General features: G+C 68.7%; 15 protein-coding genes and 3 tRNA genes. 8 read left to right on the plus strand and 10 right to left on the minus strand.

The genetic code is table 11. From position 1 onward, the window contains the following. Position 1: 1 nt before the first annotated feature. The 3 genes from dhaK to ABZS64_RS01570 all read right to left on the minus strand — a co-directional run bounded on the left by dhaK (position 2) and on the right by ABZS64_RS01570 (position 2892). Positions 2-1000 (minus strand): dihydroxyacetone kinase subunit DhaK, encoded by a 999-nt coding sequence (dhaK, locus tag ABZS64_RS01560; RefSeq protein ID WP_355821888.1) that lies wholly within the window; start codon positions 998-1000, stop codon positions 2-4. Beyond that, entirely contained in the window at positions 997-1773 is a 777-nt protein-coding gene (locus tag ABZS64_RS01565) for an aquaporin (protein WP_355821889.1), read from the minus strand. The genes dhaK and ABZS64_RS01565 overlap by 4 nt, the downstream gene beginning before the upstream one ends. 342 nt (positions 1774-2115) lie before the next feature. Continuing rightward, positions 2116-2892 (minus strand): IclR family transcriptional regulator, encoded by a 777-nt coding sequence (locus ABZS64_RS01570; protein WP_355821891.1) that lies wholly within the window; start codon positions 2890-2892, stop codon positions 2116-2118. A gap of 61 nt (positions 2893-2953) precedes the next feature. Here ABZS64_RS01570 and dhaM point away from each other — a divergent pair, with 61 nt between their 5' ends. The 3 genes from dhaM (at position 2954) to ABZS64_RS01585 (ending at position 4160) form a co-directional block, all read left to right on the plus strand. Beyond that, positions 2954-3346, plus strand: coding sequence for a dihydroxyacetone kinase phosphoryl donor subunit DhaM (dhaM, locus tag ABZS64_RS01575; protein ID WP_355821893.1), 393 nt, complete (start codon positions 2954-2956; stop codon positions 3344-3346). Further along, positions 3330-3629 carry an HPr family phosphocarrier protein gene (locus ABZS64_RS01580; RefSeq protein WP_355821895.1) on the plus strand — a complete coding sequence of 100 codons (300 nt, stop codon included), beginning with the start codon at positions 3330-3332 and terminating at the stop codon, positions 3627-3629. The genes dhaM and ABZS64_RS01580 overlap by 17 nt, the downstream gene beginning before the upstream one ends. A gap of 90 nt (positions 3630-3719) precedes the next feature. After that, positions 3720-4160: an ATP-binding protein gene (locus ABZS64_RS01585; protein WP_355821897.1), complete on the plus strand. Its 441-nt coding sequence runs from the start codon at positions 3720-3722 to the stop codon at positions 4158-4160. A 120-nt stretch (positions 4161-4280) separates the two neighbouring features. On the opposite strand, the gene ABZS64_RS01590 is transcribed toward ABZS64_RS01585, so the two are convergent. Continuing rightward, complete coding sequence (locus ABZS64_RS01590) at positions 4281-4559, minus strand: hypothetical protein (protein WP_355821899.1); 279 nt, start codon at positions 4557-4559, stop codon at positions 4281-4283. Positions 4560-4623: 64 nt separating this feature from the next. Here ABZS64_RS01590 and ABZS64_RS01595 point away from each other — a divergent pair, with 64 nt between their 5' ends. Continuing rightward, on the plus strand, positions 4624-5844 hold the full coding sequence (locus ABZS64_RS01595) for a site-specific integrase (protein ID WP_355821901.1): 1221 nt from the start codon (positions 4624-4626) through the stop codon (positions 5842-5844). 155 nt (positions 5845-5999) lie between these two features. On the opposite strand, the gene ABZS64_RS01600 is transcribed toward ABZS64_RS01595, so the two are convergent. The 3 genes from ABZS64_RS01600 to ABZS64_RS01610 all read right to left on the minus strand — a co-directional run bounded on the left by ABZS64_RS01600 (position 6000) and on the right by ABZS64_RS01610 (position 6425). After that, positions 6000-6073, minus strand: a tRNA-Ile gene (locus ABZS64_RS01600). A 201-nt stretch (positions 6074-6274) separates the two neighbouring features. Continuing rightward, positions 6275-6347: transfer RNA gene (locus ABZS64_RS01605), tRNA-Asn, on the minus strand. Between the two features lie 5 nt (positions 6348-6352). After that, positions 6353-6425 (minus strand) — tRNA-Asn (locus ABZS64_RS01610). 173 nt (positions 6426-6598) lie between these two features. Between ABZS64_RS01610 and ABZS64_RS01615 the strand changes: the two genes are divergently transcribed. The 4 genes from ABZS64_RS01615 (at position 6599) to ABZS64_RS01630 (ending at position 12125) form a co-directional block, all read left to right on the plus strand. Next, positions 6599-6898: a YtxH domain-containing protein gene (locus tag ABZS64_RS01615; protein ID WP_355821903.1), complete on the plus strand. Its 300-nt coding sequence runs from the start codon at positions 6599-6601 to the stop codon at positions 6896-6898. A gap of 36 nt (positions 6899-6934) precedes the next feature. Next, positions 6935-8380, plus strand: a complete 1446-nt coding sequence (locus tag ABZS64_RS01620) for an FGGY family carbohydrate kinase (protein ID WP_355821905.1) — start codon at positions 6935-6937, stop codon at positions 8378-8380. 92 nt (positions 8381-8472) lie between these two features. Further along, positions 8473-10206: an ABC transporter ATP-binding protein gene (locus ABZS64_RS01625; protein ID WP_355821907.1), complete on the plus strand. Its 1734-nt coding sequence runs from the start codon at positions 8473-8475 to the stop codon at positions 10204-10206. Further along, complete coding sequence (locus ABZS64_RS01630; protein ID WP_355821909.1) at positions 10203-12125, plus strand: ABC transporter ATP-binding protein; 1923 nt, start codon at positions 10203-10205, stop codon at positions 12123-12125. Before ABZS64_RS01625 ends, ABZS64_RS01630 begins: the two co-directional genes overlap by 4 nt. A gap of 62 nt (positions 12126-12187) precedes the next feature. Here ABZS64_RS01630 and ABZS64_RS01635 read toward each other — a convergent pair whose 3' ends face one another. The 3 genes from ABZS64_RS01635 to ABZS64_RS01645 all read right to left on the minus strand — a co-directional run bounded on the left by ABZS64_RS01635 (position 12188) and on the right by ABZS64_RS01645 (position 16729). Then, on the minus strand, positions 12188-13441 hold the full coding sequence (locus ABZS64_RS01635; RefSeq protein ID WP_355821911.1) for an RNA polymerase sigma factor: 1254 nt from the start codon (positions 13439-13441) through the stop codon (positions 12188-12190). A gap of 95 nt (positions 13442-13536) precedes the next feature. After that, entirely contained in the window at positions 13537-15432 is a 1896-nt protein-coding gene (gene dnaG, locus ABZS64_RS01640) for a DNA primase (RefSeq protein WP_355821913.1), read from the minus strand. A gap of 34 nt (positions 15433-15466) precedes the next feature. Further along, positions 15467-16729, minus strand: a complete 1263-nt coding sequence (locus tag ABZS64_RS01645; RefSeq protein WP_355821915.1) for an FAD-dependent oxidoreductase — start codon at positions 16727-16729, stop codon at positions 15467-15469. Positions 16730-16793: the final 64 nt, after the last annotated feature.

Below are 16793 nucleotides of genomic sequence, written 5' to 3' on the forward strand. Positions count from 1 at the left end.
CTCAGGTGCCCCAGCGCAGGGCCGGGGTGTTCACGGGTGCGTCCCACAGGGAGAGCATGTCGGCATCGGCCTTGCACAGGGTGAGGGAAACACCGGCCATGTCCAGGCTGGTTATGTAGTTGCCGACTAGGTTGCGGGCGATGACGATGCCCTTGTCCGCGAGTGCGGTGGCTACTTCGTTGAAGGCCACGTACAGCTCGATGAGAGGGGTGCCGCCCAGGCCGTTGACCATGACGATGGTCTCGTCCCCGGCGGCCAGCGGCTGGTCGGCGAGGATCGCGTCGAGGGCGGTGGCCACGATGTCCTTGACGGGACGGTGCTTTTCCCTGCTGCGTCCGGGTTCGCCGTGGATGCCGACGCCGACCTCGATCTCGTCCTCTGGCAGGTCGAAGCCGGGCTTGCCGGAGGCGGGGGTGGTACAGGCGGTCAGCGCGACGGCGAAGGACCGGGAGGCGCCGTTGACCCGCTTGGCCATCTCCGCGACGGCGGCGAGGTCGGCGCCCTGCTCGGCGAGAGCTCCGGCGATCTTCTCGACGAAGACGGTGGCCCCGGTGCCGCGACGTCCGGCAGTCCAGGTGGAGTCCTGGACGGCGACGTCGTCGTCGACCAGGACGGTCTCGACCGTGATGCCCTCCTCGGAGGCCAGTTCGGCGGCCATCTGGAAGTTCAGGACGTCACCGGTGTAGTTCTTCACGATGAACACCACGCCCGCGCCGCCGTCGACAGCCTGGGCCGCGGCCAGCATCTGACCGGGAACGGGCGAGGTGAACACCTCCCCGGGACAAGCGGCGTCCAGCATGCCGCGTCCCACGAAACCACCGTGCAGGGGCTCATGCCCGGACCCGCCACCGGAGATCAGGGCGACCTTGCCCGGCTTGGTGCCGCCCGCCCGGGCGATCACCTTGTTCTCCGCATCGACCGTCAGCTCGGAGTGCGCCGCGGCGATCCCGGCCAGGGCGTCACCGAGCACTGCCTCGGGAGTGTTGATGAGCTTCTTCATGACAGGGCTCCTTCGGCAGCGGCGGGCTCGACGACCCGGTTCTCAGCTGCGGTTGCGGCGGCTGCCTTGCGGTGGGAGTTGAGAGCGACATAGAGGAGGCCGGCGGCAACCGCGCCGAGCACCTCGGCGGCCAGATAGACAGGCAGTTGGTTCCAGTGGACCGTGCCCCCGAACAGCTCACCGGTGATCATCGGGCCAAGCGTCCTGGCCGGGTTGATGGATGCACCGGTGGCGGGCGCCACCGGAATGATGATCGCGAACACACCGAGGCCGATGGCCAGGCCCGCGAAGCCGCCGGCCGCGCGCCGGTCGATGGCGCCGAAGACGACGAAGGCGAGCAGGAACGTGCCCAACGCCTCGGCGAAGAAGGCCCGGCCGGTTCCGACCTGGGGCCCGTAGGCGGCGATTCCGAGGCCGACGTCGACGGCCTTCCTTCCGAGCACGCCGACGATCGCAAGCGCTCCCAGCACCGCACCGGCCACCTGGGCGGCGATGTAGCCGGGGACGTCCCGCCAGGGCATCTTCTTCGTGGCGGCGAGCGCCAGGGTGATGGCCGGGTTGATCTGGCAGCCGGATATGTGACCGATCGCGTAGACCATGGCAATGACGGCCGTGGCGAACGCGAGCGAGATCATTCCCAGCTGCGCCATGGTGAACGGGGCGTCGCCGCCCACGATGAGCGTGGCGGGGACCGAACCGACGCCGATGAACACAAGCACCGCGGTGCCCAGCATCTCGGCGAGAAGCTTCTGTGGGTAAGTGTTTTCTTCCATGATGGCGCCCAGCGCCGAGCGGCGACTTGGGCGTCTCACCTCCTCCGCAAGGAGCGGGCTGTGAAGGGAGGTGGCCGCCAGGTGGTCGGGGTCGGGCAACCTGGCGGCCGGCCAGGGGGAAGCCGGGAACTTTTCAGCATCCGGCTGTAATCAGTTCACTATGGATGAACGTTGTTCCGAAAATTAAGCCCACGTTTCCTACCTGTCAAGAGGTTCGGCAGCCATCGCGTTCCGTGGACGCTCCGCGGACAAGAAGAAGGCCCCACGGCGGCGTGCCGAGGGGCCTGGATCAGAGGGCGGGCGCGGGAAGGAGGACAGCCACCGCCGGGCTGAGGGGGCAGGTCAGGTCATCGTGGCGCGCGCGGCCCCCCGGGGGGCGCCCAAGTCGCGGGAGAGGTTGCGGGCGGTCTCCCGGACAGCGACAGCAAGCTCCTGACGTGCCGATTCGTCCAGCAGGCGCTCGACAGGCCCGACGATGCCGATGGCGCCGACCACTTCGCCGGAGCGGTCGAAGACAGGTGATGCGATACCCGCGTCCCCGATGGCGGACTCCTGGTCCTCGATCGCGTACCCCGTCCTGAGGACCTCCTTCAGCTGGCCCGCCAACTCCTCCGGGTCGGTGATGCTGGCGCCGGTGAGTACCGCGGGCTCGCCGGAGAGCAGACCGTCCCGCTCGCCGGCCGGAACGAAGGCCACGATGGCCTTGCCCAGGGCGCAGGTGTTCCACGGGATGCTGGCGCCCACCTCGAGGATCTGCACGGCCCCCTCCGGCCGGAAGGCATGGTGCACCACCAGGACGTGGTCACCGGTGAGCACGGCCACCCACACCGCCTCGTTCGTCCGGTTCGCAAGCTGGTCCGCCCAGGTCAGCGAGCGGGTCCGCAGTTCCTGGGTGTCGAGGTAGGCGTTGCCCAGCTGCACCAGATTCGGGCCGAGCTGGTACTTCGAGCTGTCCCGGTCCTGCGTCACCAGCCCCTCGGCCTCCAGGGTGCGCAGCAGCGCATGCACGGTCGGCTTGGCCACGCCCAGGCGATCGGCCAGCTCGGTCACACCCAGCCGGGGCCCGGTGGACGCAAGCTCCCGCAGGATCTGCACCGCCCGTTGCACAGCCTGCACCATCGAAAATTTCTCCCTCGTTCAGTATTGATGAACCGTGTTCCGAGATGTAGCGTCGCTGTTCATGAGCACACCTGTCGGCATAGTACTCGTGTCCCACAGCGCCGAGCTGGCCGCCGGCCTTCGCCTGCTGGTGGAGCAGATCGGCTCCGACACCGTCCCCCTCGCCACCGCCGGCGGAACCGACGACGGCCGCATCGGCACCAGCTACGACCTCGTCCTCGCCGCCATCCGGCACGCCGACCGTGGCGGGGGCGTCATCGTCCTGCCCGACCTCGGCAGCTCCGTCCTGACCGCCCGCACCGTCCTGGAAGACCATCCCCGTCCCGACGTGCTGATCGTCGACGCCCCCTTCGTCGAAGGAGCCGTCGCAGCCGTCGTCACCGCCGCATCCGGCGCCGACCTGAAGACCGTCGCCGACGCCGCCAAGGAGGCCCGCCATGTCCACAAGCTCTGACACCACCGCCACGACCACCACGACCACGTCCAAGCACGAGACCGCCGTCGTACTGCCCGCCAACCTGCACGCCCGCCCCGCAGGCCAACTCGCCCGCACCGCAGCCGGATTCACCAGTGCCATACAGCTGGAGTACGCCGAACGGACGGTCAACCCCACCGGCGTCCTCGCCGTTATGGGCCTGGGCGCCACCGCCGGAACCACCGTGACCGTCCGCGCCGAAGGCCCCGACGCCGAACAGGCCGTCACGGCGCTGGCCGCGATCCTCGCCACCGCCGAATAAGCCGACCGCCGCCCCCGCAGCGGAACCACCCCCGATTCCGATATGAGCAGCAACAACCAGTGGAGGTGGCCGAGGATGAGCATCCCGGCCATGAGCACGTCCGACATCGACGTAGCCCCGCCCCGGCGAACCGAGCATGTCAGCGCGCTGCCGCACATCCCTGAGGCCGTCTCCGCCGTGCGCCGACGCGCACGCACCGTCCTCGCCCAGTGGCACGTGCCCACCCCGACAGCCGACGACGCCCTCCTGGTGATCTCCGAGCTGGCCACCAACGCGATCGTCCACGCACTGCCCCCAGCAGTGCTGCGGCTGTCCATGCCCGAGGTCGGCGGCCTCCGCGCCCTCCACATCGAGGTCACCGACGCGGGCCCGGTACCTCGACGGCACACATCACCCGTCGGCCCCCACCTCGCCGAGCACAAGGAACACGGCCGCGGGACCGGCATCGTCGCGGCCCTCTCCACACGACACGGAATATCGCGCCACTTCGAGCGGACCACCCGATGGGCCTATCTCCACGTGGCGTCCTGACCGCACCAGCATCCGGCGGGACAAGTGACCACCCGGCGCGCCCGGTGGTGCACCGCTGCGCCCTCGTCGCAGTGAAGTCTCCCTGTTCGAGAATGAGAGGGACAGCAAGTTTCTGCCATTCTATTTGGAGAATGGAGAGCTGCGGATGAGAAGTCCCTCGCCCGCACGACCCGGCACGGCTACCAGGAGCACATCAACCTCTGCCTTGAACCCCACCTGGGACACATCAAGCGTCGAGATCTGCGCGTCCGTCACCTCGACCGCATGTACGACGCGATCGAGAAGGAGAACGCCGAGCGGATACTTCACTGCCTCCGCGTCGAGGAGCTGACCGAGGCCCGCGACGCAGCGCACCGGGACTGGGTACGCGTCGCGGGGAAGAGAGAGGAGCGTCGCCACGCAAGGGCAGCCTGGGCTGGAGGCCAACAAGGCTTTGCGTGAGGGGCGGCGGGGACTGCGCAAGGTGACCAGCGCCGCGACAATGCACCGCATCAACGACACCCTTAGCTCCGCCCTGACTTGGGGGATCAAGCGCGAGGGAGCGTTTGCGAAGAACTGGGCGGCCTTCGTCGAGCTTCCGGCCGTCACCCGTCCGAAGCCCCTCGTATGGACGCCCGAGCGTGTTGAGCACTGGAAGCGGACGGGCGAGAAGCCCGGACCCGTCATGGTCTGGACAGCAGAGCAGACAGGCCAATTCCTCGACATCATCAAGGATGACCGGCTCTACCCCTTGTGGCACACCTTCATATTCCAGGGGCCGCGGCGAGGCGAGATGTGCGCGCTGCCCTGGACCGAGGTCAGCCTCACGGATCTGTGGCTGCGGATCTCCGCACAGACCGTCGAGGTCGCCTACCGGACGTACGGCGAAGCTCCCAAGGCTGACAGTGTCCGCACCGTCTTGATGGGCCTAGAGTCGGCCGAGGTCCTTCGCGAATGGAAGGCCAGACAACAGCGGGAGCGCGAACAGTGGTCCGAGGTCGGCGCGAGGGTCGAGTCCGGTTTGGCCTTCACCCACGAAAACGGTGAGCCGATTCACCCGGACTGGGTCAGCCGGCGATTCAAGCGCCTGGTTGAGCTGTCCGGGCTGCCCCCGGTCCGCCTCCACGATGCCCGACACATCTCAGCGAGCCTCTCATTGCTCGCAGGGAACGACATCAAGGTCGTGCAGGAGAAGCTGGGCCACAGCTCACGGCAGATCACCTCCGACACGTACACCAGCGTCCTGCCCGAACTGCTGCGCGCCGAGGCAGAGTCAACGCTGTCCGTCGTCCCGCGCGAAGTGTCCTACAGGGTGCATCAGGCGCTGAAGATCCCAGAGAGCGCGTTTAGGGACGGGCTGGCAGTCGTGTACGCCCACGCGGCGAGCTACGGCGACCTCTGGGCGGTGGGCGCCCTGCTTCGGCACGACGGCGAACTGCTGGGGGAGATCAGAGCCGCCGTGCGCTCTCCCGAGCAGGCGGCGGCTGCCGCAGAGAAGTTGCTGCGCGAGCACTGCACCGAAGGCAGCCTGCAACTGGTCCGAGTCGAGAATCTGCACGCGGCCGTACCTGAGGATCAGCGGCAGCACCTCACCCTGGTGCGCTTCGTGATCGGCCGCGTCACTGCATCCGATGTAGCTGGCTGGCTGGAGCGAGCCCAGACGGACGACGCCGCGCACGAGGGACCGGGCCAGGAAACCGCATAGGGACACGCGGCTGAGGCGTGTCGTTGCGGCCTCTGTCCACACACTGTCCACACACTGAGTGGACAAAGGCAGAAACGGGCCGTCACGATCACCAGCAAGATCCGTCGGACCAGCGAAGACGCTGATCAGATCGTTTCTCCACGCGTAGCACGCAGTGGGGCGGGTGGGACTCGAACCCACGGCCGACGGATTATGAGTCCGCTGCTCTAACCGGCTGAGCTACCGCCCCTAACGGCGCGTCGCGCACAAATGTGCGCGCCGTCTGCCGCAGCATAGCCGCTCATACGATCTCCTGCCTCGGATGGTCGGCAACGCACAATCATGAGGACTGCGCTGCCCCCTGCCCGGTTCCAGAAGTCGCGAAGAAGATCGTCCGAACATCGTCCAGGGCACATGAAAAAGGACCCCGAGGGGTCCTCTTCCGTATCTGCTCCCCCGGCTGGACTCGAACCAGCAACCCTCCGGTTAACAGCCGAATGCTCTGCCAATTGAGCTACAGGGGATCACGCTCCCCCGACTGGACTCGAACCAGTAACCTGCCGGTTAACAGCCGGCTGCTCTGCCAATTGAGCTACAGGGGATTGCTGCGTATGCACCGAACGTACCTACCCCGGGCGTCCCGGGGGGCGTGCGCTCGCTGCGACACATACATTAGCGCAAGCAGGGGGGTGCTCCGCCAATCGGTATGGGCCCGGGTGATCACGGGCCTCGACGGGTAGGCGGCAAGCACCGACGCAAGGGAAGGGTGGCAGCCATGCGGTACAAGCTCACTTTCGTCGCCGGACTGGCCCTCGGCTACGTGATCGGCACGCGGGCCGGGCGCGAGCGCTACGAGCAGCTGAAGAAGTCCGTGCGCCAGTTCTCCCAGAATCCCGCCGTCCGTAATGCGGTGGAGTCCGCCGCCCAGAACGGCCGCCAGGTGACGGGCAAGGCCTTCCACGCGGTGAGCGACAAGGTCGGGGACAAGATGCCCGACTCGGTGGCCGAGCGGGTACGGTCCCTGCGGGAGCGGAGTGCGAACGGCGCGGACGACTGGGGAACCAGCAACACGTGACGCCGGTACTCCCCACGTGCGGCAGAATCCTGTGTCATGGGGATAGTCGCCGGCTTGGACAGTTCGTCTGCATTCACGCGCATCGTCGTCTGTGACACGGACACGGGTGCCGTGCTGCGCCAGGGGTACGCACCGCACCCCGTCGAGGCGAAAGCCACCGAGATCGATCCGCAGGCCTGGCTGCTCTCGCTCGGCGAGGCGGCGGCCGGCGGGCTGCTCGAAGGCGTCCAGGCCATCGGCGTATCCGCCCAGCAGCACGGACTGGTGACGCTCGACGCACAGGGCGGTCTCGTACGTCCCGCGCTGCTCGGCAACGACAAGCGGGCGCAGGTCGCCGCCGCGGATCTGATCGACGCGCTGGGCGGGCGGCAGGCCTGGGCCGAGGCCGTCGGCTCGGTGCCGCAGGCCGCACAGCCGGTGGCGAAGCTGCGCTGGATGGCACGCTCCGAGCCCGATTCGGCGCAACGCGTCGCGGGTGTCATGCAGCCGCACGACTGGCTGGTGTGGCAGCTGCTGGGCCGTCCCACCCGCAGGACCACGGACCGCGGCGGCGCTTCCGGCACCGGTTTCTGGTCGGCGGGCACCGGCTCCTACCGGCCCGACCTGGTCGAGCTCGCGCTCGGGCACCAGGTCACGCTGCCCGAGGTGCTCGGCCCGGCCGATGCGGCGGGGACGACGCCCGAGGGGCTGCTGATCTCCGCCGGGACCGGCGAGACGATGGCGGCGGCGTTCGGTCTCGGGGTCGGCATCGGCGACGCGGTGGTGTCGCTGGGGGCATCGGGTTCGGTGATGGCCGTGCACCATGAGGCGCTGGCCGATCCGAGCGGGATGATTACGTCGTTCGCCGATGCGACCGGGATGCATCTGCCGGTGGTGCACACGCTCAATGCCGTACGGGCGCTGCGCGGCTCGGCCGAACTGCTGGGGCTCGGGGAGCTCGAGGAGCTGTCCGCGCTGGCGATGAAGTCGACGCCCGGTTCGTCGGGGCTTGTGCTGCTGCCGTATCTGGAGGGCGAGCGCACCCCGCAACTGCCGCACACCGCAGGGACGCTGAGCGGTCTGCGCCGTGAGTCGATGAAGCCCGAGCATCTGGCGCGGGCCGCCTTCGAGGGCATGCTCTGTTCGCTCGCCGACGCCATGGATGTGCTGCGCGGGCGCGGGGTCGAGGTCCGCAGGGTGTTTCTGCTGGGTGCTGCCGCCGGGCTGCCGGCCGTACAGGCCGCGGCGCCCGCGATCTTCGGGGCGCAGGTCGTCGTACCGCAGCCCGCCGACTATGCGGCGCTCGGCGCGGCCCGGCAGGCCGCCTGGGCGCTCGGGGTCTCGCAGGGGACGCTGTCGCCGGCCGCTCCCCCGGCCTGGCAGGGCGCTGCCGCGCAGATCTTCGAGGCGGGCGAGGAGCTGGCGGTGGGTCAGGCGGTACGCCAGCAGTACAGAGCGACGCGGGACCAGATTCACCCCGGGGCGTTCAACCCGACATCTTGACCCCGCCTTGAATTAATCCCTTGGGGTTCCAGGGGTGGAGTGTCGCAAGATGGGGGCGACTCCCAGATTTTGCCGACTCCGAGAGACAGCGTGTGCTGATACGACTACTGCGGACCTACTTGGGTCCGTACAGACAACCGATCACCCTGCTCGTGGTGCTGCAGCTGCTCCAGACCAGCGCCACGCTCTATCTGCCCACCCTGAACGCGGACATCATTGACAACGGTGTCGTGAAGGGGGACACGGGCTACATCCTCCGGCTCGGCGCGTTCATGATCGCCGTCAGCATCGTGCAGGTGCTCTGCAACATCGGAGCGGTCTACTACGGCGCGCGGACCGCCGCCGCGCTCGGGCGTGATGTCCGGGCTGCGGTCTTCGACCGGGTGCAGAGCTTCTCCGCGCGGGAGGTCGGCCACTTCGGGGCGCCCTCGCTGATCACCCGTACGACCAATGACGTCCAGCAGGTGCAGATGCTGGTCCTGATGGCGTTCACGCTGATGGTCTCGGCACCGATCATGTGTGTCGGCGGCATCATCATGGCGCTCGGCCAGGATGTGCCGCTGTCGGCGGTGCTGCTCGCGGTCGTGCCGATCCTGGGCATCGCCGTGTCGCTGATCGTCAAGAAGATGCGGCCGCTGTTCAGGACCATGCAGGAGCGGCTGGACACCGTGAACCGGGTGCTGCGGGAGCAGATCACCGGCAACCGCGTCATCCGTGCCTTCGTACGCGACGAGTACGAGGCCGGGCGCTTCGGCGGCGCCAATAAAGATCTGACCGATGTGTCCCTGTCCACCGGCCGGCTGATGGCGCTGATGTTCCCGACCGTGATGACGGTCGTGAACGTCTCGTCGATCGCCGTCGTATGGTTCGGCGCCCACCGGGTCGACAGCGGCGCGATCCAGATCGGCGCCCTGACCGCGTTCCTCGCGTATCTGATGCAGATCGTGATGGCCGTGATGATGGCCACCTTCATGTTCATGATGGTGCCGCGGGCCGAGGTCTGTGCCGAGCGGATCGAGGAGGTGCTGGGGACGGAAACGAGCGTGCTTCCGCCGCTCGAGCCCGTACGGGAGCTGCGCCGGCACGGGCATCTGGAGGTGCGGGACGTGGAGTTCCGCTATCCGGGGGCCGAGGAGTCGGTGCTGCGCGATGTCGCTCTGGTGGCTCGGCCCGGTGAAACGACCGCGATCATCGGGTCGACGGGCAGCGGAAAGTCGACGCTGCTCGGTCTCGTACCGCGGCTGTTCGACGCGACGGACGGCGAGGTTCTCGTCGACGGCGTGGATGTGCGCGACCTCGATCCGGCGCTCATGGCGAAGACGGTGGGGCTCGTACCGCAGAAGCCGTATCTCTTCTCCGGGACCGTGGCCACCAATCTGCGCTACGGAAAGCCCGACGCGAGCGACGAGGAACTGTGGCAGGCGCTGGAAGTCGCGCAGGCCACCGACTTCGTACGGGACCTGGACGGCGGGCTGAACGCGCCGATCGCGCAGGGCGGCACCAATGTCTCCGGCGGACAGCGCCAGCGCCTCGCGATCGCGCGGACGCTGGTGCAGCGTCCGGAGATCTATCTCTTCGACGACTCCTTCTCGGCCCTGGACTACGCCACGGACGCGGCGCTGCGCGGCGCGCTCGCCCGCGAGACCGCCGAGGCGACGGTCGTGATCGTCGCCCAGCGGGTGTCCACCATCCGTGACGCGGACCGCATCGTGGTCCTGGACGAGGGGCAGGTCGTGGGGACCGGAAACCATCACGAGCTGATGGAGAGCAATGAGACCTACCGAGAGATCGTGCTCTCGCAGCTGACGGAGGCTGAGGCCGCATGAGCGGGCCGGGCGGACGGATGATGATGGGCCCCGTCGAGCGGTCCATGGACTTCAAGGGTTCGGGCAAACGGCTGCTGCGGCAGCTCGCGCCGGAACGACTGACGCTGTGGGTGATGCTCGCGGCGGCTGTGCTGAGCGTCGCGTTCAACGTGGTCGGCCCGTGGATTCTGGGTCGGGCGACCGACCTGGTCTTCGCCGGGGTCGTCGGCCGGGAGCTGGACGCGGGGACCAGCAAGGCACAGGCGATCGACGGCCTGCGGGACAAGGGCCAGGGCGGGCTCGCGGACCTGCTGTCCGGCGTGGACTTCACGCCCGGCGAGGGCATCGACTTCACCGCCGTCGGCCATGTGCTGCTGATGGCACTGGCGGTGTACGTGGCCGCGGGTCTGCTGATGCTGGTGGCGACCCGGCTGTCGATCCGGGTGATCAACCGGACCCTGTACCGGATGCGCGAGGACGTCCAGGCGAAGCTGTCGCGGCTGCCGCTGTCGTACTTCGACCGGGCCAAGCGCGGCGAGGTGCTCAGCCGGGCGACGAACGACATCGACAACATCTCGCAGACCCTGCAGCAGACGATGGGCCAGCTGATCAACTCGCTGCTGACCATCGTGGGCGTCCTGGCGATGATGTTCTGGATCTCGCCGCTGCTCGCGCTGGTCGCACTGGTGACTGTGCCGGTGTCGGTGGTCGTCGCGACGAAGGTCGGCAAGCGCTCGCAGCCGCACTTCGTGCAGCAGTGGAAGACCACCGGCAAGCTCAACGCCCATGTCGAGGAGATGTACACCGGTCATGGGCTGGTGAAGGTCTTCGGGCGGCAGGACGAGTCGGCCAAGGACTTCGCCGAGCAGAACGAAGCGCTGTACGAGGCGGGATTCAAGGCGCAGTTCAACAGCGGGGTCATGCAGCCGCTGATGTTCTTCATCTCGAACCTCAACTATGTGCTGGTGGCGGTTGTGGGCGGGCTGAGGGTCGCCTCCGGTGCGCTGTCCATCGGCGATGTGCAGGCGTTCATCCAGTACTCCCGGCAGTTCTCGATGCCGCTGACGCAGGTCGCCTCAATGGCGAACCTCGTGCAGTCGGGCGTCGCGTCGGCCGAGCGGATCTTCGAGCTCCTCGACGCGGAGGAGCAGGAGGCGGACGCGCCCTCCGCCGAGCGGCCCGAGCGGCCGCAGGGCCGGGTCTCCCTGGAGAAGGTCGCGTTCCGCTACGACCCGGAGAAGCCGCTCATCGACGATCTGTCGCTGAGCGTGGAGCCGGGTCACACGGTCGCGATCGTCGGCCCGACGGGTGCGGGCAAGACGACCCTGGTGAATCTGCTGATGCGGTTCTACGAGGTCACGGGCGGCCGGATCAGCCTCGACGGGGTCGACATCGCCAAGATGACCCGCGAGGAACTGCGGTCCCAGATAGGGATGGTGCTCCAGGACACCTGGCTGTTCGGCGGCACGATCGCGGACAACATCGCGTACGGGTCCTCCCGGAAGGTGACCCGCGAGGAGATCGAGGAGGCGGCGCGCGCCGCGCACGCCGACCGTTTCATCCGTACGCTCCCGGACGGCTACGACACCGTCATCGACGACGAGGGCTCGGGCGTGAGCGCGGGCGAGAAGCAGCTGATCACCATCGCGCGGGCGTTCCTGTCCGACCCGGTGATCCTGGTGCTCGACGAGGCGACGAGCTCGGTGGACACCCGTACCGAGGTGCTCATCCAGAAGGCGATGGCGCGGCTGGCCCACGGCCGCACGAGCTTCGTCATCGCGCACCGGCTCTCCACGATCCGGGACGCGGACGTGATCCTGGTGATGGAGAACGGCGCGATCGTGGAACAGGGCACGCATGGGGGGCTGTTGGCGGCGGAGGGTGCGTATGCGCGGCTGTACGCGGCGCAGTTCGCCCAGGCGGTCGTCGAGGTGGAGTAGTCGGCTGGGGCTCCGGCCCGGACCCCGCGTATATACAGGGGGTCCGGGCCGGAGCTCCGGTGTCAGTCCAGGTAACCCCGCAGCTGGTCCGCGAACGCGTGGTCGCGGAGTTTGTTGAGCGTCTTCGACTCGATCTGGCGGATGCGTTCCCGCGTCACGCCGAAGATCCGGCCTATCTCCTCAAGCGTCCGCGGCCTGCCGTCCACCAGCCCGTACCGCAGCTGAACCACCTTGCGCTCGCGCTCGCCGAGCGTGGAGAGCACCGCCTCCAGGTGTTCGCGCAGCAGCAGGAAGGCCGCCGACTCGACGGGTGACGCGGCGTCGCCGTCCTCGATGAGGTCGCCGAGTGCCACGTCGTCCTCCTCCCCCACCGGCGCGTGCAGCGAGACCGGCTCCTGGGCGAGCCGGAGCACCTCGCTGACCCGCTCGGGTGCGAGATCCAGCTGGACGGCGACCTCTTCGGGGGTGGGTTCGTAGCCGCGCTCCTGGAGCATCCGGCGCTGGACCCTGACGACCCGGTTGATCAGCTCGACGACATGGACGGGGACCCGGATTGTGCGTGCCTGGTCCGCGAGGGCCCGGGACATGGCCTGGCGGATCCACCAGGTTGCGTACGTGGAGAACTTGTAGCCGCGGGCGTAGTCGAATTTCTCAACCGCCCTGATCAGGCCCAGGTTTCCCTCCTGGACGAGGTCGAGCATGGTCAGTCCGCGGCCGACGTACCGCTTGGCGACGGAGACGACGAGCCGGAGGTTGGCCTCGATCAGCCGGCGCTTGGCCATCCGGCCCATGACGACCAACTTGTCGAGGTCGACGGCGAGTTGGGAGTCGTCGATGTCGGGGGTGCCGGCGAGCCTCTCCTCGGCGAACAGACCGGCCTCGACGCGGCGCGCAAGCTCCACCTCCTCGACGGCCGTCAGCAGCGGAATCCTGCCGATCTCCCGCAGGTACTGCCGGAACAGGTCGGAGGAGGGCCCGCCGCTGTCGATCCGGCCGACCCGGCGCTCCGGAGGCTCGGGCACTTCCACTGTTTCCTCGACGACGGTCTCCGGGACCGTTTGGGGCACGGCCTCGGGGTGATGTACGGCCCGGCTCTGCGCGGGGACCTGCGCGGAGACGGCCGCGGCAGTATCGGTCTCGGTCAGGGTCTGGGTCTGCACGGGGGCGACCTCCAGGGTGATCGCTGCCGGTTCGGGGGCGTGCGGCAGCGGGACGTGGGCGGCCGGGCCGCTTTCCGTCCCGTACACGATGAGCGGATCCGCGGGGGTGAGAGGCCCACTGTGAGTGGACCGGCCGCGCTCCGAGGACTCAGGCACCGCCCCCCAGTGTGGGGTACGACACACAGCCGCCACGAGGGGCTTGCGAGCACTTTTTGAGTCCCGTGCGTGACCGGGCAGTTACCGAAGCGGGCTCAGAGGGCGTCGGCACCCCGGTCGCGCAGGGCCTGGGCGTACTGCTGGAGCACCCAGACCTCGTTCTGCGCAGCCGCCAGCTGTTCCGCGGACACGTTGCTGCCGAGACGGGTGAGACTGCCCTGAACCTCGCTGATGCGGCGGTCCACGGCCCGCACCCGAACCTGAACCAGCTGCATTCCGGCATACGTCTCGTCGATGGACTTGCCGTGGAAGACCTCGACGGCAAGCTCGGTGACGAGACTGCGCACGGTGTCGTTGGGTGCCGCGTCAAGAACCTTGGCCAGGTACTCCCGCTCCTCGGCCAGGCCCTGCTCGGCGCCGCCCGCCTGCTCGACGCAGTGGCGTACGGCGGCATAAGGCGCGGCCGTGAACTCGTCCACGCCGTAGGCGTCGAAGGCAGGTGACACCAGCTCCGGCCGTTGCAGGGCGAGCTTCAGCAGCTCCCGCTCGGTGCGGGCCGCCGGGCTGCGCAGATTGAGCGGCGGTCCGGAGCCGCCACGCGGCGGGGCATCAGGCAACGGGGCCGTGCGGCGCTGCTGCGCCGGCTGAGCGCCCCGGTCGCGGGCCCAGCGGGCGAGCTGGGCGACGCGCTTGACGACGAACTGTGTGTCCAGGATGCCGAGCATGCCCGCGAGTTGCACCGCGACCTCGTGCTGAGCACCGCTGTTCTTGATGCGGGCGACGACGGGCGCCGCCTCGTCGAGCGCCGCCGCCCGTCCCGCGGGCGTTTCGAGGTCGTAGCGGGCGACGATCTGTCGCAGTGCGAACTCGAAGAGCGGGGTGCGGGGCTCGACCAGCTCGGCGACCGCCTCGTCACCCTTGGCGAGCCGCAGCTCGCAGGGGTCCATCCCGTCGGGGGCGATGGCAATGTACGTCTCGGCGGCGAACTTCTGGTCGTCCTCGAACGCGCGCAGGGCCGCTTTCTGGCCGGCTGCGTCGCCGTCGAAGGTGAAGATGACCCGGGCACTCCCGTTGTCCATCAGCAACCGGCGAAGGATCTTGATGTGGTCCCCGCCGAACGCCGTGCCGCAGGTGGCGATCGCGGTGGTGACCCCGGCCAGATGACAGGCCATGACGTCGGTGTAGCCCTCGACGACCACGGCCCGGCTGGTCTTGGCGATCTCCTTCTTGGCGAGATCGATGCCGTAGAGCATCTGGGACTTCTTGTAGATGCCCGTCTCAGGGGTGTTGAGGTACTTCGGCCCGTTGTCGCTCTCGTACAGCTTGCGCGCTCCGAAGCCGACGACATCGCCAGAGATGTCGCGGATGGGCCACATCAGACGGCCGCGGAAACGGTCGATGGGCCCGCGACGGCCGTCCTGGGAGAGGCCGGAGAGGATCAGCTCCTTGTCGCTGAAGCCCTTGCCGCGCAGAAAGCGGGTGAGTTGGTCCCAGCCTTGCGGGCTGTAGCCGACGCTGAAGTGCTGGGCAGCGCCCTGGTCGAAGCCGCGCTCGGCGAGGAACTTGCGGCCCGTCTCGGCCTCGGGGCTGTCCTCCAGCTGCTCGATGTAGAACTGCGCGGCGATCTTGTGCGCCTCGACCAGCCGGATGCGCTCGCCCCGCTGGTGGGCCGGGTTGTACCCGCCCTCCTCGTAGCGCAGGGTGATGCCCGCCGTCGCGGCGAGGCGCTCGACCGTCTCGGAGAACGAGAGATGGTCGATCTTCATCACGAAGGCGATCGTGTCGCCGCCTTCCTGGCAGCCGAAGCAGTGGAAGAGGCCCTTGCTCGGGCTGACCTGGAAGGAGGGAGACTTCTCGTCATGGAAGGGGCAGAGCCCCTTGAGATTCCCGCCGCCGGCGTTGCGCAGCTGGAGGTACTCGGAAACGACGGCGTCGATCGGGACCGCGTCCCGGACCGCCTTCACGTCGTCATCGTTGATCCTGCCTGCCACGCGTGAAGTCTACGGTGGCGCGGTGACACTCCTGTCAGCCGTTGAGGGAAGTGAGCGGTACGGACGGGTCGGCGAGGGCGTCCGGGTCCACCGGGGCACCGGAGCGGATCAGCTGCTGGATGGGGTCGGTGACGTCCCACACATTGACGTTCATCCCGGCCAGCACCCGGCGGTCCTTCAGCCAGAAGGCGATGAACTGCCGCTTTCCGGCGTCGCCCCGCAGCACGACTTCGTCGTAGGAGCCGGGCGGCGCCCAGCCGGAGTACTCCAGGCCGAGGTCGTACTGGTCGGAGAAGAAGTACGGGATGCGGTCGTAGGAGACGTCCTGGCCGAGCATCGCGCGGGCGGCCGCCGGGCCGCCGTTGAGGGCGTTCGCCCAGTGCTCGACGCGCAGCCGGGACTCCAGGAGCGGGTGGTGGGCTGCCGCGACATCGCCCGCCGCGTAGATGTCGGGGTCGGAGGTGCGCAGGCTCGCGTCGACGGCGACGCCGCCGCCGTGCGCACGGTCCGCCATCGCGAGACCGGCCGTCTCGGCCAGGGCAGTGCGCGGGGCGGCGCCGATAGCGGCGAGGACGGCGTGGGCGGGGTGCTCCTCGCCGTCGTCGGTACGGGCCGCGAGCACCACGCCGTCCTGCCCGGCGATCTCGGTGAGCCGGGCGCCGAAGTGGAAGCGGACGCCGTGCTCCTGGTGGAGTTCGGTGAAGACCTGGCCCAGCTCCGGGCCGATGACCTGGTGCAGAGGGGTCGCCGCCGGTTCGACGACGGTGACCTCGGCGCCGTAGCCGCGGGCTGCCGACGCGACCTCCAGGCCGATCCAGCCCGCGCCCGCGATGAGCAGCTGGCCGTTGTCGCGGCCGAGTGCGGCGAGTGCCCGGCGCAGCCGGTCGGCGTGGGCGAGGCGGCGCAGATGGTGGACGCCGGCCAGTTCGGTGCCGGGGATGTCGAGACGGCGCGGCTCGGCGCCGGTGGCCAGCAGCAGCTTGTCGTAGTGGAGGACCGTGCCTTCGCCGAGCCGTACGGTCTTGGCGTCGCGGTCGATGGCGACGACGGTCTGGCCGAGGTGCAGTTCGACGTCGGCCTGCGCGTACCAGGCGGGTTCATGGACGAAGACGCTGTCGCGCTCCTCCTTGCCCGACAGATAACCCTTGGAGAGCGGCGGGCGTTCATAGGGGTGGTCGCGTTCGTCACCGATGAGGATCACCCGTCCGGTGAATCCCTCGGCACGGAGGGTCTCGGCGGCCTTGGCTCCGGCCAGCCCACCGCCGACGATGACGAATGTCCGATGTGCGTCGACCACTTGATGCCTCCTCTTTGCTTCTACGCTGCGCAGCCTTCAGCGAGCGTCCCGCACAGAGCGTTAT

The organism is Streptomyces sp. NPDC005408, from assembly GCF_040606445.1.
In the GTDB taxonomy this organism is placed as follows: Bacteria; Actinomycetota; Actinomycetes; order Streptomycetales; family Streptomycetaceae; genus Streptomyces.